Below are 26936 nucleotides of genomic sequence, written 5' to 3' on the forward strand. Positions count from 1 at the left end.
GGCTCATTGATTGTGCAGTGAAGCAGGAAACGACGACCGCTTCCGCTTCACTGCCGATCTTTCTCTTTTATGCCATCATCTATGCCATCATCGTATATTGGGCGCTTCGCCCCTTCCCCGTCCGGCGACCTGCATTTTGGTTCTTTGATAGCGGCTCTAGGCAGTTACCTACAGGCTCGCGCTCACAAAGGCCTCTGGCGGGTACGCATCGAAGATATCGACCCTCCCCGTGAAGTCCCCGGTGCCGCCTCGCGCATTCTGCATCAGCTGGAAGATTACGGACTGGAATGGGACGGCGACGTTCTGTGGCAGTCACAGCGCCATGAGGTCTATCGCGCCGCGCTCGACGACCTGCAACAGCAGGGGCACAGCTATTATTGCACCTGTACCCGCAGCCGTATTCAGCAGATCGGCGGTCTGTATGACGGCCACTGCCGTACGCTGGGTCACGGTCCCGATCGGGCCGCGCTTCGTTTACGCGTCGTACACCCGGTGGTTGAGTTTTACGATGAACGGCGCGGTGTTGTGCAGGCTGATGCCGGGCTCGCCCGCGAAGATTTTATTATTCACCGCCGCGACGGCCTGTTCGCCTATAACCTGGCCGTGGTGGTGGATGACCACTTTCAGGGCATCACCGAGGTGGTGCGCGGTGCGGATCTGATCGAGCCGACGGTGCGTCAGATTGCGCTGTATCAACAGTCTGGCTGGGTCGCCCCCCGCCATCTGCATCTGCCGCTGGCGCTGAATCACGACGGTAATAAACTGTCGAAACAAAATCATGCCCCGGCGCTGCCCGCAGGCGATGCCCGTCCGGTACTGGTGGAGGCACTGCGTTTTCTCGGCCAGTCGGTGTCTGAAGACTGGCAGGATCTGACGCTTGAACAGCTCTTACAGCAGGCCATTGGACGCTGGGAGTGCGCAAAAATCCCAATTAACGATACCAAGCTGGCGCATACGGCGACTTCGGCATTCTCAAACGGTTCACTCTGAGCTATGATTAGCCGCTGTTTTTACCGACCAGATTTCAATGTCACTATCGAGGTGTCCCATTTTTACCCGAGTTGCTAATTTTTGCCGTAAAGTCCTCAGCCGTGATGAGGTGGCGCCTGCCGTAATCGAGGAAGTGCGTCAGATGGCCGTCGTTCCGCGTGACGCCCATAATATCTCACGCAAGGACATCAGTGAAAATGCCCTCAAGGTGCTGTATCGCCTGAATAAAGCCGGATATGAAGCCTACCTGGTAGGCGGCGGCGTGCGCGATTTGCTACTGGGTAAAAAACCGAAAGACTTCGATGTGACCACCAATGCCACGCCGGACCAGATGCGCAAGCTGTTCCGCAACTGTCGCCTGGTTGGCCGCCGTTTCCGTCTGGCACACGTGATGTTTGGCCCGGAAATTATCGAGGTCGCCACCTTCCGTGGCCACCACGAAGCCGAACAGCAGGTTGCCGAAGACCGCAACAGCTCGCAGCGCGGCCAGAATGGCATGCTGCTGCGCGACAATATTTTCGGTTCGATTGAAGATGACGCCCAGCGTCGCGATCTGACCATTAACAGCCTGTATTACAGCGTGGCCGATTTTACCGTGCGCGATTACGTCGGCGGTCTGAGCGACCTGCAGCAGGGTATTATCCGTATGATCGGCGACCCGGAAACGCGCTATCGCGAAGATCCGGTGCGAATGCTGCGCGTGGTGCGCTTCGCCGCCAAGCTGAATATGAGCGTTGCGGCCGAGACCGGCGAACCGATCCCGCGTCTGGCGACCCTGCTGAACGATATCCCGCCAGCGCGTCTGTTTGAGGAAACCCTCAAACTGCTGCAGGCCGGTTATGGCTACAATACCTACCTGAAACTGCGTGAATATCAGCTGTTCCAGCCCCTGTTCCCGATCCTGACGCGTTACTTCACCGAGCAGAGTGACAGTAATATGGAACGCATGATCCTGCAGGTGCTGAAAAACACCGATAACCGCATCCACAACCAGATGCGCGTCAATCCGGCTTTCCTGTTTGCAGCCATGTTCTGGTATCCGCAGCTTGAAGCCGCGCAGAAAATTGCCCAGGAAAGCGGCCTGGCCTATTACGATGCCTTTGCACTGTCGATGAACGACGTGCTGGATGAAGCCTGCCGTTCGCTGGCTATCCCGAAACGCATTACCACGCTGGTGCGTGACATCTGGACGTTGCAGCTTCGCCTGTCACGCCGTCACGGCAAGCGCGCATGGAAGCTGATGGAGCATCCTAAATTCCGTGCGGCTTACGACCTGCTGGCGCTGCGCGCCGAAGTGGAAAATAACCACGAGCTGCAGCGTCTCACCACCTGGTGGAGCGAGTTCCAGGTCTCTGCGCCACCGCAGCAGAAAACCATGCTCAACACCCTGGGTGACGATCCGGTTCCGCGCCGCCGCACCCGCCGCCCGCGCAAACGCGTACCGGGTGCTCCACGCCGCGATAATAACAACGACGCATGATCCGCGTTTATCTGGCGCTGGGCAGTAATCTGGCCGACCCGTTGCATCAGGTGCAGTCTGCACTGAATGCGCTGGCGGCCATCCCGGATACCACGCTGGTGACCACCTCTTCCCTTTACCGCACCCCCCCTTACGGCCCGCCGGATCAGCCTGATTTTCTCAACGCTGCCGTTGCGCTGGATACTGCTCTGAATGCGGAAGCCCTGCTTGACCATACCCAGCGCATCGAGCTGGAACAGGGACGCGTGCGTAAAGCCCACCGCTGGGGGCCACGAACTCTCGATCTCGATATTATGCTGTTTGGCAGCCAGACGCTGAACACGCCGCGCCTGACGGTGCCGCATTACGATATGCACAACCGTGCCTTTATGCTGCTGCCCCTGCTGGAGATCGCTCCCGGACTGTGCCTGCCCGATGGCACAAAGCTGGCGGATGTTCTGGCCCACCTTGATACCCGTGCCATCTCACGCTGGTAAGCTCAGACATCATCCCCTCTTTGCACCACCCTCTCCTTCCATTAAGATACGCGCAACTCCGATTTATTAAGGTGACATGATGAAACCGACAACAGTCTCGACCCTGCATCAGTGGAAACAACAGGGGCGAAAATTTGCCTCGATCACCGCCTATGATTTCAGTTTCGCTAAACTGTTTGCTGATGAAGGTATTGAGGTGATGCTAGTCGGCGATTCGCTGGGCATGGTGGTCCAGGGTCATGATTCAACGCTGCCGGTGACCGTTGCCGATATCGTCTATCATACTCAGGCGGTTCGTCGCGGCAGCGCCACGGCCCTGTTGCTGGCTGACCTGCCGTTTATGAGTTACGCCACCCCTGAGCAGACGTTTGACAACGCGGCGCAGCTGATGCGCGCGGGGGCTAATATGGTTAAGCTGGAAGGCGGAAAATGGCTGGCAGGCACGGTACAACAGTTAACCGAGCGGGCCGTGCCGGTGTGCGGTCACCTGGGCCTGACGCCGCAGTCGGTGAACATCTTCGGCGGCTATAAGGTTCAGGGGCGGGACAGCGCCGACGCAGACCGCCTGCTGGACGATGCGCTGGCGCTGGAAGCCGCCGGTATACAGCTGCTGGTGCTGGAGTGCGTGCCGGTAGCGCTGGCGCAACGCATTACTGAGGCGCTGACCATCCCGACCATCGGCATCGGGGCCGGTAATGTTACCGACGGCCAAATCCTGGTGATGCACGACGCGTTCGGCATTACCGGCGGCCACATTCCAAAATTCGCTAAAAACTTCCTCACTGAAGCCGGGGATATCCGCGCTGCGGTTCGCCAGTATGTGGCAGAAGTGGCAGCCGGTCGCTATCCGGCAGAACAACACAGTTTCCAGTAACCGAGGAGTACAGACGTGCTGATTATTGAAACGCTGCCAATGCTGCGCCGTGAAGTGCGGCGCTGGCGCCAGGATGGCAAACGCATCGCGCTGGTACCGACAATGGGCAACCTGCACGACGGGCATATGACACTGGTTGACGAAGCGCGCGAGCGCGCCGATATCGTCGTGGTGTCGATTTTTGTTAACCCGATGCAGTTTGAACGTGCCGACGACCTGGCGCGCTATCCGCGCACGCTGCAGGAAGACTGCGAGAAACTGAATCGCCGCGGCGTTGACCTGGTGTTCTCCCCGGCGGCGAGTGACGTTTACCCGCAAGGCCTGGGCGAGCAGACCTTCGTTGATGTTCCGGGGCTCTCCACGCTGCTGGAAGGCGCCAGCCGTCCGGGACATTTCCGCGGCGTCGCGACGATTGTCAGCAAGCTGTTTAACCTGGTGAAGCCTGACCTCGCCTGCTTTGGCGAAAAAGATTATCAGCAGCTGGCGCTGATCCGCAAAATGGTGGCCGATATGGGCTACGATATTGAGATCGTCGGCGTGCCGACCGTGCGTGCTAAAGATGGCCTGGCGCTCAGTTCACGCAACGGTTACCTCACGGCAGACGAGCGTAAGATCGCCCCCGTGGTCAGTAAAGTGATGAAAAGCATCGCTGATAAGTTAAGCCAGGGCGAACGTCACGTCGAAACCCTGATCGCCGACGCGGAAGCCGCGCTCAGTGAACAGGGCTTGCAGGCTGACGGGCTGGCGATTGTCGATGCCGGTACGCTCCTGCCGCTAAACGTCGACAGCCAGCGCGCGGTGATCCTGATGGCCGCCTGGCTGGGTAAGGCACGTCTGATAGATAACCAGCAGGTTGATCTGACGCAGTAGACAGCCGCGCCCGCTCAGGCAATACTGACGGCCGTTTTTTTGAATTGATTGCAGAGTGATTATCTATGAACCGTACTATGTTGCAGGGCAAACTTCACCGGGTCACCGTGACTCAGGCGGACCTGAATTACGAAGGTTCCTGTGCTATCGACCAGGATTTCCTCGACGCTTCCGGCATTCTGCAGTACGAGGCGATCGACATCTATAACGTCAACAACGGCCAGCGCTTTTCCACCTATGCGATTGCCGCCGAACGCGGCTCGAAGATCATCTCTGTCAACGGGGCCGCTGCACGCTGTGCCTGCGAAGGTGACCTGCTGATTATCTGTTCTTACGTGGAAATGTCAGACGCCGAAGCGCGGGAGTGGCAGCCTAAAGTGGCCTATTTTGAAGGTGATAATCAGATGAAGCGCGTGGCGAAAGCCGTACCGGTTCAGGTCGCGTAAATCAACGGGGCCGATCGCATTTGCGACCGGCCCCGTTAACACCTGTCGGGTTGACCTTCTTTCCCGCTCAACCCGATAAAAATGTTTTATATCAGGTCCGTAATCCACGCCCGCGTTGAATCAGTACCCACACCAGCGCATAAAACACCACGATAAACGCCACCAGTACGCCCAGCGTAAACACCAGCGGCACATCGTTAATGCCCAGGAAACCGTAGCGGAAGCCACTGATCATATAGACGATCGGGTTCAGCTTCGACACCATCTGCCACACCGGCGGCAGCAGCGTCAGCGAGTAGAACACGCCCCCTAAATAGGTCAACGGCGTCAGCACGAAGGTCGGGATCAGACTGATATCATCGAAGGTACGTGCAAACACGGCGTTCAGCAGCCCGGCCAGCGAGAACAGCACCGCCGTCAGCAGCAGCGTTACCGCCACCATCAGCCAGGAGTGAACCTGGAACGGCACGAAGAACAGTGAAATGGCCGTTACCAGCACCCCCACGCAGATACCGCGCGCCACGCCACCGCCGACGTAGCCCGCGATGATCACGTGCGTCGGCACCGGCGCCACCAGCAGCTCTTCAATATTGCGCTGGAACTTGGCGCTGAAGAACGACGACGCGACGTTAGCATAGGCGTTGGTGATCACCGCCATCATAATCAGGCCAGGCACGATAAACTGCATGTAGCTGAAGCCGTGCATTTCACCGATGCGCGAGCCAATCAGATTGCCGAAAATAATAAAATAGAGCGTCATGGTGATCACTGGCGGCACCAGCGTCTGGATCCAGATACGCGCGAAGCGGTTAACTTCCTTACCCCAGATGCTTTTCAGGGCCACCCAATACAAATGTGTCATGCTTTATCTCCATTGCGGCCGTTGACCAGGTCCACAAACAGCTCCTCAAGACGGTTCGCTTTGTTGCGCATACTGAGCACCTGCACGCCCTGATGGCTGAGCTGGCTGAACACGCTGTTCAGCCCCTGCTCGCGCAATACTTCGACTTCCAGCGTCGAGGTATCCGCCAGGCGATACTGGAACCCTTCCAGCTTCGGCAGCGGGCTTTTCGGCGCGAGGTCGAGGATAAAGGTCTCCGACTTCAGCTTGGAAAGCAGGCCTTTCATTGAGGTGTTTTCTACCAGCTCACCGCGCTGAATAATGCCGATATTGCGGCACAGCATCTCGGCTTCTTCCAGATAGTGCGTGGTCAGGATGATGGTGGTGCCCTGCGCGTTCAGCTCCTGCAGGAAGGTCCACATTGAGCGGCGCAGCTCAATATCCACTCCGGCGGTCGGTTCATCGAGGATCAGCAGCTTAGGCTCGTGCATCAGCGCACGGGCAATCATCAGGCGGCGCTTCATGCCACCGGAGAGCATGCGCGCACGTTCGTTGCGTTTTTCCCACAGATCGAGCTGTTTAAGGTACTTCTCCGCGCGTTTTTGCGCTTCAGGTTTTTCCACGCCGTACAGTCCGGCCTGGCTGACCACAATCTGCAGCACGGTTTCAAACTGATTAAAGTTAAATTCCTGCGGCACCAGCCCCAGCTGGCGCTTGGCGTTAACCACATCCTGCTGCAGGTCGTAACCAAACACCCGCACCTTACCGGCGGTTTTATTCACCAGTGAACTGATAATGCCGATAGTGGTGGACTTACCGGCACCGTTTGGCCCCAGCAGCGCATAGAAGTCACCGGCTTCTACCGTAAGGTCGATCCCTTTTAGCGCCTGAACCCCACCTGAGTAGGTTTTGGTCAGCTTTTCAAGCTCCAGTGCATAAGTCATAGGTTAAAGAGTGCCCTGTTTTGTTAAGGTTTCTTGTTTGTGATTTTCAATCGTGACGCATTGCCCTATATTACTTCATCGCATTTTGAGCAATTGGCCGACACCATCATGAAAGATATTGATACCCTTATCAGCAACAATCGCCAGTGGTCCCGGTTGCTGAAAGAGGAAGATCCCGGTTTCTTTGAGCGCCTTTCTCTGGCGCAAAAACCCCGTTTTCTCTGGATTGGCTGTTCTGACAGCCGCGTACCAGCCGAGCGCCTGACCGGGCTGGAGCCGGGTGAACTGTTCGTTCACCGCAATGTCGCCAACCTGGTTATCCACACCGATTTAAACTGCCTGTCAGTGGTGCAGTACGCGGTAGAGGTGCTGGAAGTCGAGCACGTCATCATTTGTGGCCACTACGGCTGCGGAGGCGTTCAGGCCGCCGTCGAAAACCCGGAGCTGGGCCTGATCGATAACTGGCTGCTGCATATTCGCGATTTGTGGTACAAGCATAGTTCGTTACTGGGCGAACTGCCGCCTGAAAAACGTTTCGATAAACTGTGTGAAATCAACGTGATTGAACAGGTGTATAACCTGGGTCACTCTACCGTGATGCAGTCAGCCTGGAAACGCGGGCAGAAGGTCAATATTCATGGCTGGGTCTACGGTATCCAGGACGGCTATCTGCGCGATCTCGGCGTCAGTGCAGCCAGCCGCGAAATCCTTGAACAGCGCTACCGCCACGGTATTGCAAACCTGCTGAACGACCCGGATCTCAATCCGTAATCCACCTTGATACTCTTGCTCTTAATCATTCACGCTGGATGAAGAATGCCGGGCAAGCGCAGTATGTTATTACAGGCCGGAAAATCCGGCCTTAGTCGATTGTGCTGTGAGGCACTATTCGTCAAGCATCACCACTTTACCCACATACGGCAGGTGGCGATAGCGCTGAGCGTAGTCAATACCGTAGCCCACCACGAACTCATCAGGAATGGCAAAGCCCACGTACTCCACCGGCACATCCACTTCACGACGCGACGGTTTATCCAGCAGGGTACAGATCGCCAGTGACTTCGGCCCACGCAGGCTGAAAATCTCACGCACTTTGCTCAGAGTATTACCTGAATCGATAATATCTTCGACGATCAACACGTCTTTACCGCGGATATCTTCATCCAGATCTTTCAGGATTTTGACATCACGGGTACTTGAGGTGCCATTGCCGTAGCTGGAGGCCGTCATAAAGTCGACTTCATGCGAAACGTCAATGGTGCGGCACAGGTCGGCCATAAACATAAAGGAGCCGCGCAGCAGGCCCACCAGCACCATGTCGCTGCCGCTGTCACGGTAGTGGTCACTGATCTGCTTGCCGAGTTCGGCAACGCGGGATTTGATCTCAGCTTCGGAGATCATCACTTCAACGGTGTGTTTCATAGATAGTGGTTCGTCGATTGCTCAGGGAAAGCGGTGAAGTTTATCACACTTCAGCGTGGCGTCGCTCACAGTGCGCAACGGATTTCCCTGCCAGACAAAACAGACATATAGACTGCTATACGTTCAGATAGCCGGATTTCATATGGCATTTTGATTTAACCATAGAGCGTTTAGGCATTTATGCCGACGTCCTGCCTCATGCTAGTTTATGCGCAACAATAATAGATCCTATGCCTGACGGCCGGAGTTTTCATGCCTTCTTCACATTCTAAAAAAACCCATATCGGTGACCGCGAGCTGCATCCTGAAACCCAGATGCTCAACTATGGCTATGACCCGTCACTGTCAGAAGGCGCGGTCAAACCGCCGGTGTTTCTCACCTCCACTTTCGTGTTCAACAGCGCGGAAGAGGGGCGGGACTTTTTCGACTACGTTTCCGGGCGCCGCGAACCGCCTGCCGGTGAAGGGAACGGGCTGGTCTACTCGCGCTTTAACCATCCTAACAGCGAGATTGTGGAAGACCGCCTGGCAATTTATGAGCGCACCGACAGTGCGGCGCTGTTCTCTTCCGGCATGTCGGCCATCTCCACCACCCTGCTGACCTTTGTTAAACCTGGCGATACCATTCTGCACTCCCAGCCGCTGTACGGTGGCACCGAGACATTGCTGAGTAAAACCTTCCGCAATCTGGGCGTGGCTACGCTCGGTTTTGCCGACGGGGTGAACGAAGAGGTGGTACAGGCCGCAGCGGCAGAGGCGATGAAGCTGGGACGGGTGTCGGTGATCCTGATTGAATCCCCGGCGAACCCGACCAACAGCCTGGTGGACATCGCGCTGATCGGACGCGTGGCCGACCAGATTGAGCGTCAGCAGCAGCATCGCCCGATTATCGCCTGTGACAACACGCTGCTTGGCCCGGTGTTCTCGCGCCCGACCGAACACGGGGCCGATATCTCGCTCTATTCGCTGACTAAATATGTGGGCGGCCACTCGGACCTGATTGCCGGAGCGGCAATGGGCAGCAAGGCGTTAATCCGCCAGGTGAAAGCCCTGCGCAGCGCCATCGGCACCCAGTTGGATCCGCACTCCAGTTGGATGATTGGCCGCTCGCTGGAGACGCTGGCGCTGCGCATGGAGCGCGCCAACGATAACGCCGCAGCGGTCGCCGCCTTCCTGCAGAGTCATCCGCAGGTGGAAAAGGTGCATTATCTGCCGTACCTCGACCCGGCCTCCGCCGCTGGCAAGGTGTTTACCACCCAGTGCAGCGGGGCCGGTTCCACCTTCTCGTTTGATATTCGCGGCGGCGAGGCGGCGGCGTTCCGTTTCCTCAATACGTTGCAGCTGTTTAAGCTGGCGGTCAGCCTGGGCGGCACCGAATCTCTCGCCAGCCACCCCGCCAGCACCACCCATTCCGGCGTGCCGCTGGAGGTGCGCAACCGCTTTGGCATCACCTCCTCCACCATTCGCCTGTCGATTGGGATTGAGAATAAGGATGATTTGATCGAGGACGTCCGTCTGTCGCTGGGCTAGCGGCGGGTCGATCGTTGATCGACCCCTACAAATTCCCTGACAGTGAACCGGTTGTCTGCACTTCTGCGAATATCCAGGGCGGATCTTCTTTTTCGGTCCGCCCTGGATGCGCTGCCTGTACGGCAGTGAACCGTTACTTTACAACGCTAACCTGTTTACTTCTCTCTCTTTTTATCACTTTTCGCGCCGCAGACCCTTTTTTTTGACCACCTTAAAATACTCATATTAATCAGATAGATAAAAAACCGCTGAAAAAAAGGGTCTGACAGACCGTGCCTTTTACGCCACGGTAAAACCGAGCATCATGCCGGTGTCTTCATGTTCCAGCAGATGGCAGTGCGCCATATAGGCATTCGCTGCATCGGCCTGATGGTTGAAGCGCACCAGCACCTCGCTGCGCCAGCCCTCTACCCGCACCGTGTCCTTCCAGCCGCTGCGATGCGCTGCCGGAGGCTTACCGTTTTCAGACAGAATACGGAACTGGGTGCCGTGGATATGGAACGGATGCAGCATCTCGTCACCCTCACCGGAGATAGTCCACTTCTCATAAGCCCCCTGCTTCACCTCAAACGACGGCTTATCCATGTTAAAGGCCACACCGTTAATCTGATTCCCCTGATGGAAATCATACCCTTTCGCAGGTGTGCCGTGATCCATGCCCGCCATACTGCCGTGATCCATCCCCGCCATTCCGGACTCACTTTTACCGGCTGGTTCAGGGGCGTCATGACCCTTCATCGTCATACCCGCCATCGATGCATGTCCATATCTTTCCATCAGTGCTTTCATGCCGCGACGGTCAAGTTCAGGGTCCATCATCAGCTGCAGCCAGCGGGTTTTCAGCCCGTCAGCAGACGGGATGGCAGGCACATCGACTAACTTGTCCGGCAGCGTTCCGCTCGCCAGTATCCGCAGCGGGTTAATTGACAGCACCGGCAGCGGCTGGTCAAACGGCGACAGAGTCATGCCCATCTGACGTACCGGCAGAGTTTGCAGGTCAAACGGCTTGCCGTCGGTGGTATCGACCAGCACCTCGAAACGTTCGCCCGGCATCATCGGCAGCTCGCTGACCTTTACCGGTTCGCCCAACAGCCCGCCATCGCTGGCAATCACATACATTGGGCGCTTATCGCTGGTAGTCATATTCAGCGAGCGCGCATTGCAGCCGTTGAGCAGACGCAAACGCAGCCAGCCGCGCGGCACGCCAGTCTGTGGATAGATGGCGCCGTTGGTCAGCATCGTATCGCCAAACCAGCCTACCGCCGCGCTCATGATATCCAGCTGATAGTCAATCTGGCTGCCGTCAGCGCTCAGGCGCTTATCCTGCAAAATTACGGGAATATCATCAACGCCCCACTGCTGCGGCAGCAGCAGCTTGCCGCTCTCTGGATCGTTAATCAGCACCAGCCCGGCCAGCCCCTGCGCCACCTGGTAGCCAGTACGGCCGTGCTGATGCGGGTGGAACCAGCAGGTCGCAGCGGGTTGATCGGGAGTGAACGTCACACGACGGCTCTGTTTCGGCTCAATGCGCGCCTGCGGTCCGCCATCAACGTTACCCGGCAGCTCAAGGCCGTGCCAGTGAACGGTGGTGGCTTCCGGCAGACGGTTATAAACGGTGATATTGACCTCTTTACCGCGCTCCAGCTGAATAGCCGGGCCAAGCAGGCTGCCGTTATAGCCCCAGCTGGGGACTTTTTTGCCACGCCACAGGCTGCTGCCCGTCTGAGCGGTCAGGGTGATTTCGCTGCGCGCATCGGCGGTCAGTAGCACAGGGATCGGCAGCAGCGGGCGCTGTTCAGCGGCCATAAGTGAACGGCTCCACAGAGGCAATGCACTGGCTGCGCCTAACGCGGCGCTGAATTTTATAAAATCACGACGTTGCATCGTCCATTCCTTACGTCAGATAGCGATATCCCCGTCGCACGGCAAGTGACCCAGGGGAGAGTGATCCGCAGCATAAACCCTGCCCCAGCGGGAAGGTCAAGCCTATTAAAAGATGCGGAATTAACGCTCCAGGACTTTTCTGCCGTAAAAGTGGCTGGCACCCGGCGCGAACTGTGCTAACGTCAGGTTATTGCACACGTATGAGAAAAACCATGAAGAAAAGCATCAAGGCTCTGTTGCTGTTAGGGCTGTTTGGCTTCTCCTCCACCAGCTTCGCCCTGAGCGAATCGGAAGCAGAAGATTTGGCAGATTTAACCGCCGTATTTGTCTATTTGAAAAATGACTGTGGCTATCAGGATTTACCAGACGGGCAAATTCGCCGTGCGCTGGTGTTTTTCGCGCAGCAAAACCGTTGGGATCTAACCAATTACAACAGTTTTAATATGAAAGCGCTGGGGGAAGACAGCTACCGCGATCTGAGCGGGATTGCCGTTCCTAATGACACCAAATGCAAATCTCTGGCACGTGACTCGCTGAGCCTGCTCGCCTACGTGAAATAATCCGCTGTTATCCTTCCTCCTGCTGAGCATTTGACCGTGCAACCATGGTCATAAATGGCTATGATATTGGCCCATTTTTCGTCAGGAGGAATCCCCACCATGACCGATAAAGAAATGTGGTATGAAACGCTTCATGCCGGATTCGGACAGTATTTTTCTGTCGATAAAGTCCTGTACCGCGAACAGACCGGGCATCAGGATCTGGTAATTTTTGAAAACTCCGCGCTGGGTCGCGTTATGGCGCTGGACGGTGTGGTGCAAACCACCGAGCGCGACGAGTTCATCTATCATGAGATGATGACCCATGTGCCGCTGCTGGCCCACGGTGCACCAAAGCGAGTGCTGATTATCGGCGGTGGCGATGGCGCAATGCTGCGTGAAGTCAGCCGTCACAAAAATATCGAAAAGATCACTATGGTCGAAATCGATGCCGGAGTAGTCACGTTCTGCAAAGAGTATCTGCCTAACCACAGCCAGGGCGCTTACGATGACCCGCGTTTTAACCTGGTGATTGATGATGGCGTAAACTTCGTTAAGCAGACCAGCGAAAAATTCGATGTGATTATTTCTGACTGTACCGACCCGATTGGGCCGGGTGAAAGCCTGTTTACGTCGGACTTTTACGAGGGCTGCCACCGCTGCCTGAACCCTAACGGTATTTTTGTGGCGCAGAATGGTGTTTGCTTCCTGCAGCAGGAAGAAGCCGTCAACAGCCATCGTAAACTCGGCCACTACTTTAGCGATGTCAGCTTCTATCAGGCGGCGATCCCGACCTATTACGGCGGTATTATGACCTTTGCCTGGGCCAGCGATAATCCGGCGCTGCGCCAGCTCGACAGTGCGACTCTTGCTTCACGATTTGCGCAAGCGGGCCTGACCTGTCGTTATTATAATCCGGCGATCCACACTGGCAGCTTTGCCCTGCCGCAATATCTGTTGAATGCACTGGCTGACTAGCCGGGTATTCTTAGGGGTAAACGAAATTGCAAAAGCTGAAACTACATGGCTTCAACAACCTGACGAAAAGCCTGAGTTTTTGTATCTATGATATCTGTTACGCGAACACGGATGCCGAGCGCGACGGATATATTGCATACATTGATGAGCAGTATAACGCTAACCGTCTGACTGAAATTCTGAGTGAAACCTGCTCCATTATCGGTGCAAACGTGCTGAATATTGCGCGCCAGGACTATGAACCTCAGGGTGCCAGCGTGACGATTCTGGTCAGCGAAGAGCCCATCGATCCGCGCGATATCGATACCTCAGAGCACCCTGGCCCACTGCCAAACTCCGTGGTAGCACATCTGGATAAGAGCCATATCTGTGTGCATACCTATCCGGAAAGCCATCCTGAAGGCGGCTTGTGTACGTTCCGCGCTGATATTGAAGTATCGACCTGCGGGGTGATTTCACCGTTGAAAGCGCTGAACTATTTAATCCACCAGCTGGAATCCGATATCGTCACCATCGATTATCGCGTGCGCGGTTTTACCCGCGACGTGAACGGGGTGAAACACTTTATCGATCATGAGATCAACTCCATCCAGAATTTCATGTCCGATGATATGAAGTCGATGTACGACATGATGGATGTGAATGTGTATCAGGAGAATATCTTCCACACGAAAATGCTGCTGAAGGAGTTCGATCTTAAACACTATCTGTTTAATACCGATCCCGCCGATCTCAGCGCGCAGGAGCATAAACGTATTACCGACCTGCTGTGGAAAGAGATGCGTGAAATTTACTACGGCCGCAATATTCCCTCCGTAGGATTAAAAACGCAGTAACGGCTCTAATCCTGTTTTTCGCAGGGGTGGGATTATGCGGGTCGATCGTTGATCGGCCCCTACCGCCCCTGTAAAAAGGCGCGGTAGGCGGCAATGACAGCGAGAAAATCTTCCACGCCGCAGAACGCCAGGCTCTCTTCATCGTAGTAGTTCATGCCCTCTTCCATCTCGTCGCCTTCAAAGCTCAGCTGGTTGGAGCGGATCATCACTTCTTCTTCGTCCAGTAACAGCGTGTACTCGCTGCCCACGCGCTGCCACTGACGCACGCTGCCTTTCACCTCTGCGGCCGCGGCTTCAACTTCATCCAGCAGCGCCAGATTTTCGTTCACTTCATCATTAAACCAGTGGCCAACGGCCTCATGGCCCATGGTCATGCGAACCTTCACCCCACCGGTGATATCTCTTAAAAATTCATATTCCATCGCGCTTTCCTCCCGGCCAGCCAGCTCAAAAACATTCTGCGCGCCTGCCGCGACAATACTGAGCTCTGGCGCGCATTATCGCAGCCCGGCGCGGGAAAAACAGCGTTTTATATCAGGCATAAAAAAACCGGGCACATGGCCCGGTTTTTCAGCGCTGACTGAGGGTTAAACCGCAGTCTGGAAAATCACGCCGTCGGCTTTATCCGTGTACTGACTCAGCTGGTCAAAGTTCAGATAACGATAGGTATCCACGGCCGTTTTATCCACCTGGTCCATAAACGTCAGATACTCTTCCGGCGTGGGCAGTTTACCTAACAGCGATGCGACCGCTGACAGCTCGGCCGAGGCCAGGAACACGTTCGCCCCGGTACCCAGACGGTTCGGGAAGTTACGCGTTGAGGTCGATACCACCGTTGCGCCATCTGCCACACGCGCCTGGTTACCCATGCACAGTGAACAGCCAGGGATCTCAATACGCGCACCGCTCTTACCGAACACGCTGTAGTAACCCTCTTCGGTCAGCTGCGCCGCATCCATCTTGGTTGGCGGAGCCACCCACAGACGGGTTGGCAGCTGGCCTTTGTGCGCATCCAGCAGTTTACCGGCGGCACGGAAGTGACCGATGTTAGTCATGCAGGAACCGATGAAGACTTCATCGATTTTTGTGCCCTGCACGTCAGACAGCAGGCGGGCATCATCCGGGTCATTTGGCGCACACAGGATGGGCTCTTTGATATCGGCCAGATCGATCTCGATCACCGCCGCGTATTCTGCATCCGCATCGCCTTCCAGCAGCTGCGGATCGGCCAGCCATTTTTCCATGCCCTGAATACGGCGCTCGATAGTACGACGATCGCCGTAACCTTCAGAGATCATCCACTTCAGCAGCACGATGTTAGAATTCAGATACTCAATGATCGGATCTTTGCTCAGTTTGATAGAACAACCGGCGGCAGAGCGTTCAGCTGATGCATCTGACAGTTCAAAGGCCTGCTCAACTTTCAGGTCTGGCAGACCTTCAATTTCCAGGATGCGGCCAGAGAAGATGTTTTTCTTCCCTTTTTTCTCAACGGTCAGCAGACCCGCTTTGATGGCATACAGTGGGATCGCATGCACCAGATCGCGCAGGGTGATCCCCGGCTGCATTTTCCCTTTAAAGCGCACCAGCACAGATTCAGGCATATCCAGCGGCATAACGCCGGTCGCAGCGGCAAAGGCAACCAGACCAGAACCCGCCGGGAAAGAGATACCAATCGGGAAACGGGTGTGCGAGTCACCACCGGTACCGACAGTATCCGGCAGCAGCATACGGTTCAGCCAGCTGTGGATAATACCGTCACCCGGACGCAGCGACACGCCGCCGCGGTTCATGATGAAGTCAGGCAGCGTATGGTGCGTCGTCACGTCAACCGGCTTCGGATAGGCGGCGGTATGGCAGAAGGACTGCATCACCAGGTCCGCTGAGAAGCCGAGGCAGGCGAGATCTTTCAGTTCATCACGGGTCATCGGACCGGTGGTGTCCTGCGACCCTACCGAGGTCATTTTCGGTTCGCAGTAAGCGCCAGGACGCACGCCGTCAACGCCACAGGCACGGCCAACCATCTTCTGCGCCAGTGAGAAACCACGAGTGCTGACCGCTACATCTTTCGCCTGCTCAAACACATTGCTGTGCGGAAGACCGAGAGACTCACGGGCTTTGGTCGTCAGGCCACGGCCGATAATCAGTGGGATACGGCCACCGGCACGCACTTCATCCAACAGCACGTTGGTTTTCAGCTCAAAGTTAGCCAGCACTTCGTCGGTGTCGTGATTACGCACTTCACCTTTATAAGGGTAGATATCGATGACATCGCCCATATTCAGACGGTCAACGTCTACTTCAATCGGCAGCGCACCGGCATCTTCCATGGTATTGAAGAAGATAGGGGCGATTTTACCGCCGAGGCAGACGCCACCGCCCTTCTTGTTTGGTACGTAAGGGATGTCATCGCCCATAAACCACAGCACCGAGTTGGTGGCAGATTTACGCGAAGAACCGGTTCCGACCACGTCACCGACGTAGGTCAGCGGGAAACCTTTAGCCTGTAAGGCTTCGATCTGTTTGATCGGACCGACGTTACCCGCTTCGTCAGGTTCAATACCTTCACGGGCGTTTTTCAGCATTGCCAGCGCGTGCAGTGGAATATCCGGGCGAGACCAGGCATCCGGCGCCGGAGAAAGGTCGTCGGTGTTGGTTTCGCCGGTCACTTTGAACACGGTTACGGTGATTTTTTCTGCCAGTTTAGGGCGCTTAAGGAACCACTCCGCGTCAGCCCAGGACTGAATAATTTTCTTCGCGTGCGGGTTACCCGCTTTGGATTTTTCTTCGACGTCGTAGAAATTATCGAACATCAGCAGCGTGTGGGACAGCGCTTCAGCGGCAATCGGAGCCAGCTTTTCATCGTCAAGCGCGTCAATCAGCGCATGGATGTTGTAGCCACCCTGCATGGTACCCAGCAGCTTAATGGCCAGTTCAGGGGTAACCAGAGGAGACGTTGCCTCGCCTTTGGCGACGGCCGCCAGGAAACCGGCTTTAACATAGGCCGCTTCATCAACACCTGGTGGTACTCGATTGATTAACAGATCGGACAGAAATTCTTCTTCACCCGCTGGAGGGGCTTTTAGCAGTTCAACCAGCGCGGCCATTTGGGAAGCATCTAACGGTTTTGGAACAATCCCCTGGGCAGCACGCTCGGCAACGTGCTTACGGTATTCTTCTAGCACGACGTTCTCCTCACTCTCATTGTATTTGGCATCCCGGACTACCTGAATCACCGTAAGGTGAAAATCATCCATGAGTAGGGTAAGGTGCCCGGTTTCGCGAGGGCCAGCATAGCAGGATTTCGGTTGCGTGTTAATCCGTTTACAAAAAAGCAACATCAATAGCCTGACAGTTATCATGGGCTAAAAACCGACTTTCCAGCGGCTTTCACTGCTTACCCGTAATAATTCTGCCGCTTATTCTTCATCTGCGGCCAAAAAACCCTGTATCTTCTGTAACGCAATCTCCCGTCTGAGCCTGTGGAAATAAATGCAGCTTATTTTAAATAGCCTTTTAATAACTTATCAGCGGGAGAGAACTGCGGAGCACTGAGGAGAAAGAGGGGGGACTCTGGCTGAGGGCAAAAACAAAAAAAGCCGCACAAGGCGGCTTTTTTATCACTAACACTGCACTGCTCAGGCTATTTTGCCATCATCGCTGTCGTCTGTGGTAGCGAGGTTATCGCGAATTACAGCGCGACAACGTTTACTGCTGATGGACCTTTAGCGCCGTTCTCGATAGAGAACTCCACTTTCTGGCCTTCATCTAAGGTTTTGAAATCGCTGCTCTGGATAGCAGAGAAATGTACGAATACATCTTTGCTGCCGTCTGCTGGAGTGATGAAACCGAAGCCTTTATCAGCGTTAAACCATTTTACTAAACCAGTCATTTTGTTAGACATAATATTTCCTATTCATTTTTGAGCCACTTAACATGGCGAACATGGCCTGTTCATCAGATTTTAACTTATGGGCACTTAGGAGGAGGCTCTCGATGAAGGGATATCTGTGATAACACTTGTACTGAGGACTGCTTTACTAAAACTGCTTTCATAAGGTCTGTATTCCAAACCGATGCAAACATAGTAGACCGGATACGACTGAACAAGCAAGGATTCATTTCACTTATATTTTTTGAACTTTATTGCTCAATGCCTGTCTGCAAAACGGTGCCCGCTGAGAGGCGGCAAGTGCCGGGGTAATGAAGAATGGATAGTGCCTGTAAATGATAAAAGCCCTGACACAGATTGCCAGGGCTTTTAAGGTACTGCTAACTCAAATTTTAACATTAACGAACTTAACAAGTTTTACTGCTATTAATACTTCGTCAAATGTACGTGTTTATTACGGACAGTATTAGTGACTAAAATTCTAGCTTACCTCCATAAATGACAGTTAACATCATCATGCCGGTCAACAGACATGGCGGATTAAACAAGTACACACCCATCGCGACGTAGACTCTTTGATACGTGGCCTGACTTCCATTGTGATTCACTAACAAGACATCACAACACTCAGACTCACTTACATCGATAAATCATAGCCTTATGTCGTCGCGCTAACGTTCCCACCCTGCGATTCTGCAACTAACTGCGTGGCCTTTAAAGCATCGTCGAAGCAAGTTGAATTAACTGAAACTCCTGCTACGACATCCCATACAACAATACTTCGTGACCTTCATCGCAAATATAACTCTTACTTCTTAGTGCTTCACAGCAGCGTAATATTTGCCTGCTGTGGGTTCTAATCTACTGCTTTAAAAAACAGAGTCAATACTGGTTTTAATACCATGTGATTATTATCAGTATTTACCTTCTGAGATGGCGTGATACGGGAAGATATGGTGATATTAACGCCAATTATCAGTAAATATCAGCGACAAAATTACCTTAAATGACGAAAAAGCATCAAAAAATCAATATTCATGCCAGATTGCTGTCACCAGGAAAATAAACCCACTCAATGACCGCGTTTATTCTGCTGCAGAGACTTATCCGTTCAGGATTCAGGCATAATCACGCTCCACCCGTGAAAATTCCCGCACAGTGCAACGTTCACCGATAATATTCTCCGCCGCAAACAGACGTTCGGGCAGCCCAACATTTTATTACCCCCGGTCACTATCACTGCTCCGTGCCACTCCATCGACGAGTGACAGCAGGCGAATCGCGGCGTGATACACTCCACCTCCCCTTCTGAGACGCAGTGAGCCACCATGAATAACCCACAACCGAATACGCAACTGATCCGCTGCGACCGCCCGACGATGCACATGGCACGCCTGACGCTGCACCGTCCGGGCGCAAGTAATGCCTACAACGCCGTGATGATTGCCGAGCTGGAACAGTGCCTGAACTGGTGCGAACAGCAGCCGGATATCCGAACCGTGCTCCTCACCGGCAGCGGCACGGTATTTTGCGGTGGCGCAGATTTGCAGGAGGCCTTTACCGACGGCGGGAAAGGATTGATTAACTCCCACGGCGGCTATAACCCGCTGCAGCATCTGCCACGACGCAAAATCTGGATTGCGGTGCTTAACGGTCACGCCTTTGGCGGCGGTCTTGAGCTGGCGCTGGAGTGTGATTTTATCGTTGCGGCTGAGCAGGTAAAAATCGCACTGCCGGAAGTGAAACACGGCCTGCTACCGCTTGGTGGAGCCATCAGCCAGCTGGCGAGCCGGCTGCCTGTCAGCGTTGCCCGCGAAATGTTACTGACTGGCGAAACGATGGAGGCCGCGCGCGCGCTGGCGCTCGGTCTGTTCTGTCAGGTGACGACAGCAGAAGATCTGCTGGAAAGCGCACTGGCGCTGGCGGCACGCCTTAACCGTAACGCCCCGCTGGCCGTGCAGGCCTGCAATACTCTGCTAAAACAGGCGCTGATGGCCGATCTCCGCCAGCAGAGCGCCGCGGAGTTGGAGAAACTGCAACAAAGCGAAGACTATCAGGAAAGCCTGCGCGCCTTTGCAGAACAGCGCAGACCGAACTGGCAGGGAAAATAATCCCCCGCTACAGCTGAACCGCTTTAAACAGCGCGCTTAATCCCAGCCCACCGGCGATGCCGAGCATCGCCAGACCATAGCCGTTGCCGTGCGGCTGGCTCAGCAGCTGACCGAACAGGCGGGTCACCATTATCGCACCGGAAGCGCCATAAGGGTGGCCCAGCGCAATCGCCCCGCCCTGCAAATTAATCCGCTGTTCATCAATGCCCAGCGCGTCAACAGACCCCAGCACCTGGGCGGCAAAGGCTTCATTAAATTCAATCACGTCGATGCTATTGAGCGTCAGGCCGGGCTGGCGCGACAGCAATTTTTGCGTGGCGGGCACCGGGCCGAGGCCAAGAAGATTAGGATCGACGCCGGCGCTACAGGCATCGGCAAACAGCAGCCCCTGCGTAAAACCACACTCACGCGCTTTGCGGCGGCTCATGATCAGCAACAGCGACGCACCGTCATTCAGCGGGCAGCAGTTACCCGCCGTCACCGTGCCATCGGCGCTAAACGCGGGCGGCAGCGCCGCCAGTTTTTCCAGCGACGTGTCGGCACGCGGGCACTCATCCTGCGTCACCCACTGCCCTTTCACACTGACCGGGACAATCTCCTGGCGGAAAGCCCCCTGCTGCTGTGCCGCCAGCGCGCGCTGATGGCTGCGCAGGGCGAACTGGTCCTGGCGTTCACGACGGATACCACACTGGCGCGCCACATTTTCGGCCGCAATGCCCATTTCGGGGTCACCGATGTCATCGGGTGAAAACTGCGCCCGCCCATAAAAACGCGGCATCTGTTTTAGCGAACCGGGTTTTTCCACCCGCCACGGCGCAGTGCTGACGCTTTCAACGCCGCCCGCCAGATAACACTCTCCGGCCCTGGCCTGCACCAGACGGCAGGCCTGGATCACCGCTTCCAGCCCGGAACCACACTGGCGATCGACCGTGACGGCCGGCACGGAGAACGGCAGACCGGCGGTCAGCGCCGCCAGCCGTGCAATATTGCCTCCGCCACCGGTCGCATTACCGACGATCGCTTCATCAATAGCGCTAAACCCCTGCGGAAGAGCAGCGACGAGCTGCTGAAACAGAGGGGCCAGCAGCGCTTCCATCGGAACGCCGGCAAACACACCGTAAGCGCGACCAACGGCAGTGCGCCGGGCCGCAACGATCACCGGCTGCACGTCATCGTCAGGCTGATAATTCAGTAAGGTCTGAGCCGCTGTCATGTTGTGCGATCCTTTTTTCCAGCTCGGTACGTTTTATTTTACCGCCCGGCGTCAGTGGCCAGCGCGTAATCTGATAAAACTGGCGGGGGAGTTTGTATTTCGCCAGCCGTTCACGGCAGCGCTGTGGTAGCTGTTTCAGGTCTTCCGGCGCCGCTTCAACAATCGCTACCATCTTTTTGCCTGAATAGTCATCATCAATGGCAATCACCACGGCTTCAATAACGCCCGGCAGGGATTTGATCGCTGACTCAATTTCGGAGAGATAGATATTATTCCCGCCGCTGAGGATCATATTTCCCCGGCGGCCAATCACATGCAGCCGCCGATCATCGTCCAGATAACCGATATCGGCCACCGTGGCTCCGTTGGATGATTTAACGAACGCGCTGCCGTCATCGCCCCATAAATAGCGGTCGATAATCTGTTCACTGGCGATAAAGATAGTGCCCGGCTGATTCAGCGGCAGCAGTTCACCGTCGTCGTCACGGATGCTGATCGTCACGCCGGGAAAAGCGTGCCCGACCGTGGCCAGCTGGGAACTGACGTGCGCATCCTCCAGGCTGGAGACGGCAACAAAACCCAGTTCTGATGCCCCGTAATACTCCTGCACGCGCGCGGCGGGAAACAGTGCCCGCGCCTGGCGGTAATGATTCAGCTCCAGCTTGGCCCCGGCGCTTAACAGGCTGCGCACGCCGGGATATTGCGACGCATCCCGCGCACGGGCAAATCCGGCAATCATGGTAGGCACGACCACCAGCCGCTGGATCTGCTGCTGTGCTATCAGCGCCAGCGTGACTTCAGGTTGCCACTGACCGGGGCTGTAGAACGTCCCGCCCGCGTACAGCGTTTCATTCAGGCAGTAAAGGCCGATCCCGTTCGACAAAGGACCGGGAAACAGCGTCGAAGGGGCATCCTCTAAGCCAAAGATCGCCTCACCGTTTTCAAAGCTGGCGCGCCAGGAGCGCCGCGACCGGATAAAGGCCTTCGGCAGGCTGGTAGTGCCAGAGGTAAAGTTGATTAAAAACGGCGTGTCAGCCTGCACTCCGGCGGTGAACGCCGGGTCGTCCGGCAGGTCGTCTGTGGCCGGTGCGTCATCGATCGCCCGCCAGCGGATTGCCAGCCGTTCAGCCAGGTCAATCAGCGCCCTGTCCCCGGCTTTAAGCAGCAGCAGGTTCGGGCTCAGCCGGTGCAGCGTATCGTTCAGCTGTTCTGCTGGGGCCTGCGGGTCGATAATCGCGGCGGTAAAGGGCTGTGCGGTGGCGGCCAGCCAGGCAACGGGAAAGGTAATGTCGTTGCCGGTGGCAATGGCCACGACGGGGTTACCGTCAGCCAGCGATGACTGACAAAGGGTACGATACAGCGCCTGTGAACGTTGCCACAGCTGCTGCCAGCTCAGGGTTTTCCCTGCTATATCGACGGCGGTCTGCGCAGGGTGGTTTTGCGCGTGACGTTTGACTCTGTCGTGAACCGGCATAACGCTCAGGCTCCGGCAAACGAAAAGTGGCGCGTCAGCGCCCGGCGTGCATCATCCGGTATCGGGCAGGGTTTATTATCCGACAGGCCCACGCAGACCCAGACTAATTTACCTTCAGCGCTCAGCGTGGTGTTATCGCCCAGCATTAAGCGAATAGTGAAAATTAAACTGCTGTTACCGATTTTCTCAATCAATACCTGCGGCAACACGACATCGTCAACGGAAAGAGGATGAAAGAACGTGGCTTCGCATTTTTTCACATGATAGGCAACGCCTGCAGTATGCGGGCGAAATAATGGCAGAATATCAGCGCGGCGAAACGCATTGACTACGGCATCTTCACAATAATCTAAATAGACGGAATTGTGGACGTGACCGTTTAAATCTATATCGCGCATTGATACGCGAAATGCTTCGCTATTATACTGTTCCTGCATAAAAATCATTAACCTGTAAACCGGACGACACTGAAGAAAATATACCATGAAAGAGACTTTATTCACCAGAGCAGTGGTCCGGGAGTTCGGCAATATCAGTGAGGTTATGCGGCTTGAACAGAGCGAGCTGACGGAATTAGCTGCCGGTCAGGTGCGGGTTAAAATGGCGTTCGCCACGATAAACCCCTCTGATATTATTACCATTTCCGGTGCCTACCGCTCACGCATTGCCCTGCCCTTTGTCGCGGGATTCGAAGGGATGGGCAGAGTCAGCCAGAGTAAATCCGCCGATATGGCGGTCGGCCAGCGCGTCCTGCCGGTGGGTAGCATGGGGGCGTGGCAACATTACAAGGACAGCGATCCGCAGTGGTGTTTTACCCTGCCTGATTTCGTCACTGACCAGCAGGCTGCGACCAGCTACGTTAACCCCATGACGGCGCTGCTGATGCTGACGGAAGCGTTAGCAGCCACGCCGGGGATGCGCATTATTATTAATGCCGCGAATTCGGCCATCGGTAAAATGCTGATCCGCATCGCCAGCCATCTGGGGCTGACGCCGATTGCCATTGTGCGCAAAGCAGAGAATCTCACTCTGTTTAGCGCTTACGACACTGAACAGGTGCTGAACAGCAGCGCAGAGAATTATCCGCAGGCGCTGGCCGACCTGGCCCGCGCGGGTGGCGTGGCTGCCATTTTCGACTGCGTTGGTGGTGAAGAGTCGCTGAAGCTGGCCCCGGCGCTGATGCCGGGCGGGCAGTTTATCCATTACGGCCTGCTGTCGGGCCAGCCGATCCCGGCGACGTTCTGGCGCAGCCGCCCGGATATCCGCTTCTCTCACTTCCATCTGCGTCAGTGGGTACATCACCATGAAAAAGCGCTGGTGCAGCGCAGAATCAATGAGGTGATGGCGCTGATCCGCGACGGGGTGATCGCCACCGAGATTGCGGCAGAGTTTGCGCTGGAAGAGATAGATCGGGCAGTAAAAGCGGTGCAGTCAGGAGCGTTGCAGGGTAAGATTTTATTGCGCATGTAACCGATGATCCGCGTCACAAACGGGCCGACCGAAAAAGAGGGTCGGCCCCTGCGCAGGTCCCGGGATTATTCCAGCGTCGGATACGCCCGGCGCACCGCTCGCACGATAATAACCGCCAGCACCACTTTAACCCCATCCCCCGGCAGGAACCCAAGGGACCCCAGCGCAGCCTGCTTCAGAGAAAGCCCGGCAACGGCGGCGATCCACGGAATACCGGCTGAGTAGATCAACACGACGCCCCCCAGCGCCAGAATCAGCACCTCTTTCACCAGCGTCAGCGAGCGAAGGTTGCGCTGGTAAAGCCAGCCAATCAGCAACGCGGCCAGCGGCCACGCCAGAATGAAGCCCCCGCTGGGGCCAAAGAAAATCCCCAGGCCCCCGCGGCCCCCGGCCAGCAGCGGCAGGCCAATCGCCACCAGCACCACAAACAGCACCAGCGCCAGTGCGCCGCGTTTCGCCCCGGCAATCGCCCCTGCCAGCATCGGACCCAGAGTCTGCGCGGTGATCGGTACCGCAATCACCGGCAGGCTGAACGCGGGAAACAGCCCCAGCGCGGCGGTGATCGCCGCGAACAGCGCAATGTAAACAATATCTCGGGTGGACATTAAGATCCTCTCACTTTCTCGGCATCAGAGCGCTCAGGGCGCAGTCGGGGGTCATAGGCACGGGCTTCCAGCGCCGCGGCAATATCGTCGGCCATTTTCAGGGTACGCACGATCACCGGAATAGCGATGGCAATCACGCTGCGATCCAGTCCCCTGGCTTTCTGCGCTTCGCGGACTTCCGCCACAATCGCCGCCAGCACCGGAATAAAGCGCATCGCCAGCGACAGCGCCAGGCTGACTTTGGCCGGATTGATGCGTAAATAACGCAGCCAGAACAGCCCTCTTTCCAGCGCGTCGATCATCTCCGTGGTGCGGGTGGTCAGCGTCACCAGCGCCGCCATCAGCAGCAGCGCCGCCAGCCGGGCAATCACCAGCACGCCGGACTGCCAGCTCACCATCCACCACTGAACGGCAAACAGCAGCGCCAGCACCCACAGCAGCGGTTTAAGCTGCAACAGCATAATGCGGGGGGAAATCCGCGCCAGCGGGTAGAACAGCATCACCAGCAGCAGTGCCGTCAGCGTGCTTTCCAGGCGCGGAAAGACAAACAGCAGCGTGCCCAGCAGCGCCAGAGCAAGGATCTTCAGCCCCGGCGGCAGGCGGTGAATGAGCGAGTTCCCCGGAATGTAGTCACTTAACATCATGACATCATCCTGACGTACTCTTTCAGCGCCAGCCGGGGCACATCATCAATCACCACCTGCCCGTGGTCAAACACCAGCACGCGGTCAAAATCCTGCAGAAACTCCAGATCGTGCGATACCACAATGGCCGTCTGCTCAAGGTCAGCAATCGCTTCAGCGATACGCCGCTTATTGCGCAGATCGAGCAGCGTGGTCGGCTCATCAAAAACGATATATTCCGGTTCCATCACCAACACGCCGGAGATCGCCAGCAGCTGTTTCTGTCCGCCGCTCAGCAGGTGGGCCGGATGCTGACGCAGGTCCTGCATGTCATAACGCGCCAGGGCAGCATCGGTGCGTTCGCGGATTGTCTGTTTCGACAGTCCGAGGTTTTTCATGCCGAAGGCGAGATCTTCCTCCACCACCGGAAAGACAATCTGATTGTCCGGGTTCTGAAACACAAACCCGACCTTACGGCGCACCGCTTTACCCTGCTGGCGGGTATTCAGCCCGTCAACCAGCACTTCGCCGTGCTGCGGCAGCAGCAGGCCGTTCAGCAGACGCGCAAAGGTACTTTTGCCGCAGCCGTTGCTGCCAACAATGCCAATACGCTTTTCAGTCAGCTGCAGATTAATGTTGTTGAGGACCTTCCGCTCGCCGTAAGCATGGGAAACCCCTTTCAGTTCCAGCATAACGTCTCCTGGCTCAGACGGGTTGACGCGGACGATACTGCCGTCCGAGGGTCAGCTGCTCGACCACCGCAGCGGGAGACAGTGACATCACGAAGTCCACGGCGCGACAGATGTCGTCGGTACTCAGCATCTCGTCGGCTGTCAGGCCCGAACCCTGTGCCATATCGGTGTCCACGACATCAGGGCACAGCGTGGTCACTTTAATGCCCTGTGCGCCCAGCTCACGGGCAATCGAACGGCTGTAGCCGACCAGCGCATGTTTGCTGGCGGCATAGCTGGCCACGCTGCCGTAAGGCTGCACGCCGCTGACCGAAGCAAGATTAAAGATGCGGCCATCAGGAGATTTCAGCAGCCACGGTGTACACAGCTGGCAAAGATGATGAATCGCGGTGACGTTAGTGGCAAGCAGCGCGCTGAAATCAGCCAGCGAGGTCTGCGTTGAGCCGGGGCGAAATATCCCGGCGGCGTTAATCAGCACATCCACGTGCGAATGTCCGCTCAGCGCCTGCTGCACCAGCTGCGCTACCGCCGGATAATCACACACGTCAAGCGCCAGCGTCTGCACCCGTGCAGGGTCAAGCGATGCGGCAAAGGCGTTCAGCGCCCCGGCATCCCGTGCAATTAAAATCAGATGATAACCCGCAGCATAAAAATGGCGGGCAAGATGGTGACCGATACCGCGTGAGGCACCGGTGATCAGGGCAACTTTACTGGACACAACGAGCCTTTTGACCGGTCAGAAATTG

Annotated in this window: 27 protein-coding genes; 13 read left to right on the forward strand and 14 right to left on the reverse strand. The window is 56.1% G+C overall.

Annotated features, from left to right (window positions below; all coding sequences use genetic code 11):
* Positions 1 to 81: 81 nt before the first annotated feature.
* From gluQRS to panD, 6 genes are all read left to right on the forward strand, one after another.
* Positions 82 to 990: a tRNA glutamyl-Q(34) synthetase GluQRS gene (gene gluQRS / locus ABEH87_RS10250; protein ID WP_346576284.1), complete on the forward strand. Its 909-nt coding sequence runs from the start codon at positions 82 to 84 to the stop codon at positions 988 to 990.
* A gap of 58 nt (positions 991 to 1048) precedes the next feature.
* Complete coding sequence (pcnB, locus tag ABEH87_RS10255; protein ID WP_346576686.1) at positions 1049 to 2470, forward strand: polynucleotide adenylyltransferase PcnB; 1422 nt, start codon at positions 1049 to 1051, stop codon at positions 2468 to 2470.
* Complete coding sequence (folK, locus tag ABEH87_RS10260; RefSeq protein ID WP_346576285.1) at positions 2467 to 2946, forward strand: 2-amino-4-hydroxy-6-hydroxymethyldihydropteridine diphosphokinase; 480 nt, start codon at positions 2467 to 2469, stop codon at positions 2944 to 2946. The genes pcnB and folK overlap by 4 nt, the downstream gene beginning before the upstream one ends.
* Before the next feature lie 79 nt (positions 2947 to 3025).
* Positions 3026 to 3820: a 3-methyl-2-oxobutanoate hydroxymethyltransferase gene (panB, locus tag ABEH87_RS10265; protein ID WP_346576286.1), complete on the forward strand. Its 795-nt coding sequence runs from the start codon at positions 3026 to 3028 to the stop codon at positions 3818 to 3820.
* A gap of 15 nt (positions 3821 to 3835) precedes the next feature.
* Positions 3836 to 4690 (forward strand): pantoate--beta-alanine ligase, encoded by an 855-nt coding sequence (panC, locus tag ABEH87_RS10270; protein WP_346576287.1) that lies wholly within the window; start codon positions 3836 to 3838, stop codon positions 4688 to 4690.
* A gap of 65 nt (positions 4691 to 4755) precedes the next feature.
* Positions 4756 to 5136, forward strand: a complete 381-nt coding sequence (gene panD, locus ABEH87_RS10275; protein WP_346576288.1) for an aspartate 1-decarboxylase — start codon at positions 4756 to 4758, stop codon at positions 5134 to 5136.
* A gap of 91 nt (positions 5137 to 5227) precedes the next feature.
* On the opposite strand, the gene ABEH87_RS10280 is transcribed toward panD, so the two are convergent.
* Together ABEH87_RS10280 and ABEH87_RS10285 are read right to left on the reverse strand one after the other, a co-directional pair.
* Complete coding sequence (locus tag ABEH87_RS10280; RefSeq protein ID WP_346576289.1) at positions 5228 to 5998, reverse strand: ABC transporter permease; 771 nt, start codon at positions 5996 to 5998, stop codon at positions 5228 to 5230.
* Positions 5995 to 6921: an ABC transporter ATP-binding protein gene (locus ABEH87_RS10285; RefSeq protein ID WP_346576290.1), complete on the reverse strand. Its 927-nt coding sequence runs from the start codon at positions 6919 to 6921 to the stop codon at positions 5995 to 5997. The genes ABEH87_RS10280 and ABEH87_RS10285 overlap by 4 nt, the downstream gene beginning before the upstream one ends.
* A gap of 108 nt (positions 6922 to 7029) precedes the next feature.
* Between ABEH87_RS10285 and can the strand changes: the two genes are divergently transcribed.
* Complete coding sequence (gene can, locus ABEH87_RS10290) at positions 7030 to 7692, forward strand: carbonate dehydratase (RefSeq protein WP_346576687.1); 663 nt, start codon at positions 7030 to 7032, stop codon at positions 7690 to 7692.
* A 114-nt stretch (positions 7693 to 7806) separates the two neighbouring features.
* Here can and hpt read toward each other — a convergent pair whose 3' ends face one another.
* Positions 7807 to 8343 (reverse strand): hypoxanthine phosphoribosyltransferase, encoded by a 537-nt coding sequence (gene hpt / locus ABEH87_RS10295; RefSeq protein WP_133842233.1) that lies wholly within the window; start codon positions 8341 to 8343, stop codon positions 7807 to 7809.
* A gap of 252 nt (positions 8344 to 8595) precedes the next feature.
* Between hpt and ABEH87_RS10300 the strand changes: the two genes are divergently transcribed.
* On the forward strand, positions 8596 to 9873 hold the full coding sequence (locus ABEH87_RS10300) for a cystathionine gamma-synthase family protein (protein WP_346576291.1): 1278 nt from the start codon (positions 8596 to 8598) through the stop codon (positions 9871 to 9873).
* A 279-nt stretch (positions 9874 to 10152) separates the two neighbouring features.
* Here the strand turns inward: ABEH87_RS10300 and cueO are convergent, their stop codons facing one another.
* Entirely contained in the window at positions 10153 to 11757 is a 1605-nt protein-coding gene (gene cueO, locus ABEH87_RS10305; RefSeq protein ID WP_346576292.1) for a multicopper oxidase CueO, read from the reverse strand.
* A 212-nt stretch (positions 11758 to 11969) separates the two neighbouring features.
* On the opposite strand from cueO, the gene ABEH87_RS10310 reads away from it, so the two are divergent.
* From ABEH87_RS10310 to speD, 3 genes are all read left to right on the forward strand, one after another.
* Positions 11970 to 12317 carry a YacC family pilotin-like protein gene (locus ABEH87_RS10310; protein WP_048914955.1) on the forward strand — a complete coding sequence of 116 codons (348 nt, stop codon included), beginning with the start codon at positions 11970 to 11972 and terminating at the stop codon, positions 12315 to 12317.
* 99 nt (positions 12318 to 12416) lie between these two features.
* Entirely contained in the window at positions 12417 to 13274 is an 858-nt protein-coding gene (gene speE, locus ABEH87_RS10315; protein WP_346576293.1) for a polyamine aminopropyltransferase, read from the forward strand.
* Positions 13275 to 13300: 26 nt separating this feature from the next.
* The gene (speD, locus tag ABEH87_RS10320) at positions 13301 to 14110 is read left to right on the forward strand and encodes an adenosylmethionine decarboxylase (protein ID WP_346576294.1); all 810 of its coding nucleotides are present in this window, start codon (positions 13301 to 13303) and stop codon (positions 14108 to 14110) included.
* A gap of 59 nt (positions 14111 to 14169) precedes the next feature.
* Here speD and yacL read toward each other — a convergent pair whose 3' ends face one another.
* From yacL to cspG, 3 genes are all read right to left on the reverse strand, one after another.
* Positions 14170 to 14532 carry a protein YacL gene (gene yacL / locus ABEH87_RS10325; RefSeq protein WP_346576295.1) on the reverse strand — a complete coding sequence of 121 codons (363 nt, stop codon included), beginning with the start codon at positions 14530 to 14532 and terminating at the stop codon, positions 14170 to 14172.
* A gap of 165 nt (positions 14533 to 14697) precedes the next feature.
* On the reverse strand, positions 14698 to 17295 hold the full coding sequence (gene acnB, locus ABEH87_RS10330; RefSeq protein WP_346576296.1) for a bifunctional aconitate hydratase 2/2-methylisocitrate dehydratase: 2598 nt from the start codon (positions 17293 to 17295) through the stop codon (positions 14698 to 14700).
* A gap of 506 nt (positions 17296 to 17801) precedes the next feature.
* Positions 17802 to 18014 (reverse strand): cold shock protein CspG, encoded by a 213-nt coding sequence (gene cspG, locus ABEH87_RS10335; protein WP_062747198.1) that lies wholly within the window; start codon positions 18012 to 18014, stop codon positions 17802 to 17804.
* Positions 18015 to 19330: 1316 nt separating this feature from the next.
* Between cspG and ABEH87_RS10340 the strand changes: the two genes are divergently transcribed.
* A complete protein-coding gene (locus tag ABEH87_RS10340; protein WP_346576297.1) occupies positions 19331 to 20113 on the forward strand; it encodes an enoyl-CoA hydratase/isomerase family protein in 783 nt (260 codons plus the stop codon).
* A 7-nt stretch (positions 20114 to 20120) separates the two neighbouring features.
* On the opposite strand, the gene ABEH87_RS10345 is transcribed toward ABEH87_RS10340, so the two are convergent.
* Genes ABEH87_RS10345 through ABEH87_RS10355 form a run of 3 tightly spaced genes read right to left on the reverse strand, consistent with a single transcriptional unit; the run spans position 20121 to position 23246 of the window.
* Positions 20121 to 21326 carry a thiolase family protein gene (locus ABEH87_RS10345; protein WP_346576298.1) on the reverse strand — a complete coding sequence of 402 codons (1206 nt, stop codon included), beginning with the start codon at positions 21324 to 21326 and terminating at the stop codon, positions 20121 to 20123.
* Positions 21289 to 22800 (reverse strand): AMP-binding protein, encoded by a 1512-nt coding sequence (locus ABEH87_RS10350; RefSeq protein ID WP_346576299.1) that lies wholly within the window; start codon positions 22798 to 22800, stop codon positions 21289 to 21291. The genes ABEH87_RS10345 and ABEH87_RS10350 overlap by 38 nt, the downstream gene beginning before the upstream one ends.
* A gap of 5 nt (positions 22801 to 22805) precedes the next feature.
* Entirely contained in the window at positions 22806 to 23246 is a 441-nt protein-coding gene (locus tag ABEH87_RS10355) for a thioesterase family protein (protein WP_346576300.1), read from the reverse strand.
* Between the two features lie 37 nt (positions 23247 to 23283).
* Between ABEH87_RS10355 and ABEH87_RS10360 the strand changes: the two genes are divergently transcribed.
* Positions 23284 to 24270, forward strand: coding sequence for a zinc-dependent alcohol dehydrogenase family protein (locus ABEH87_RS10360; protein WP_346576301.1), 987 nt, complete (start codon positions 23284 to 23286; stop codon positions 24268 to 24270).
* A gap of 65 nt (positions 24271 to 24335) precedes the next feature.
* Here the strand turns inward: ABEH87_RS10360 and ABEH87_RS10365 are convergent, their stop codons facing one another.
* From ABEH87_RS10365 to ABEH87_RS10380, 4 genes are read right to left on the reverse strand one after another with little or no spacing between them, the layout of a single operon-like run.
* On the reverse strand, positions 24336 to 24875 hold the full coding sequence (locus tag ABEH87_RS10365; protein ID WP_346576302.1) for a biotin transporter BioY: 540 nt from the start codon (positions 24873 to 24875) through the stop codon (positions 24336 to 24338).
* A complete protein-coding gene (locus tag ABEH87_RS10370; protein WP_346576303.1) occupies positions 24875 to 25519 on the reverse strand; it encodes an energy-coupling factor transporter transmembrane protein EcfT in 645 nt (214 codons plus the stop codon). The genes ABEH87_RS10365 and ABEH87_RS10370 overlap by 1 nt, the downstream gene beginning before the upstream one ends.
* On the reverse strand, positions 25516 to 26190 hold the full coding sequence (locus ABEH87_RS10375; RefSeq protein ID WP_346576304.1) for an ATP-binding cassette domain-containing protein: 675 nt from the start codon (positions 26188 to 26190) through the stop codon (positions 25516 to 25518). The genes ABEH87_RS10370 and ABEH87_RS10375 overlap by 4 nt, the downstream gene beginning before the upstream one ends.
* A 13-nt stretch (positions 26191 to 26203) precedes the next feature.
* Complete coding sequence (locus tag ABEH87_RS10380; protein WP_346576305.1) at positions 26204 to 26908, reverse strand: SDR family oxidoreductase; 705 nt, start codon at positions 26906 to 26908, stop codon at positions 26204 to 26206.
* Between the last annotated feature and the right edge of the window lie 28 nt (positions 26909 to 26936).

The organism is Erwinia sp. Eh17-17, assembly GCF_039675725.1.
In the GTDB taxonomy this organism is placed as follows: Bacteria; Pseudomonadota; Gammaproteobacteria; order Enterobacterales; family Enterobacteriaceae; genus Erwinia.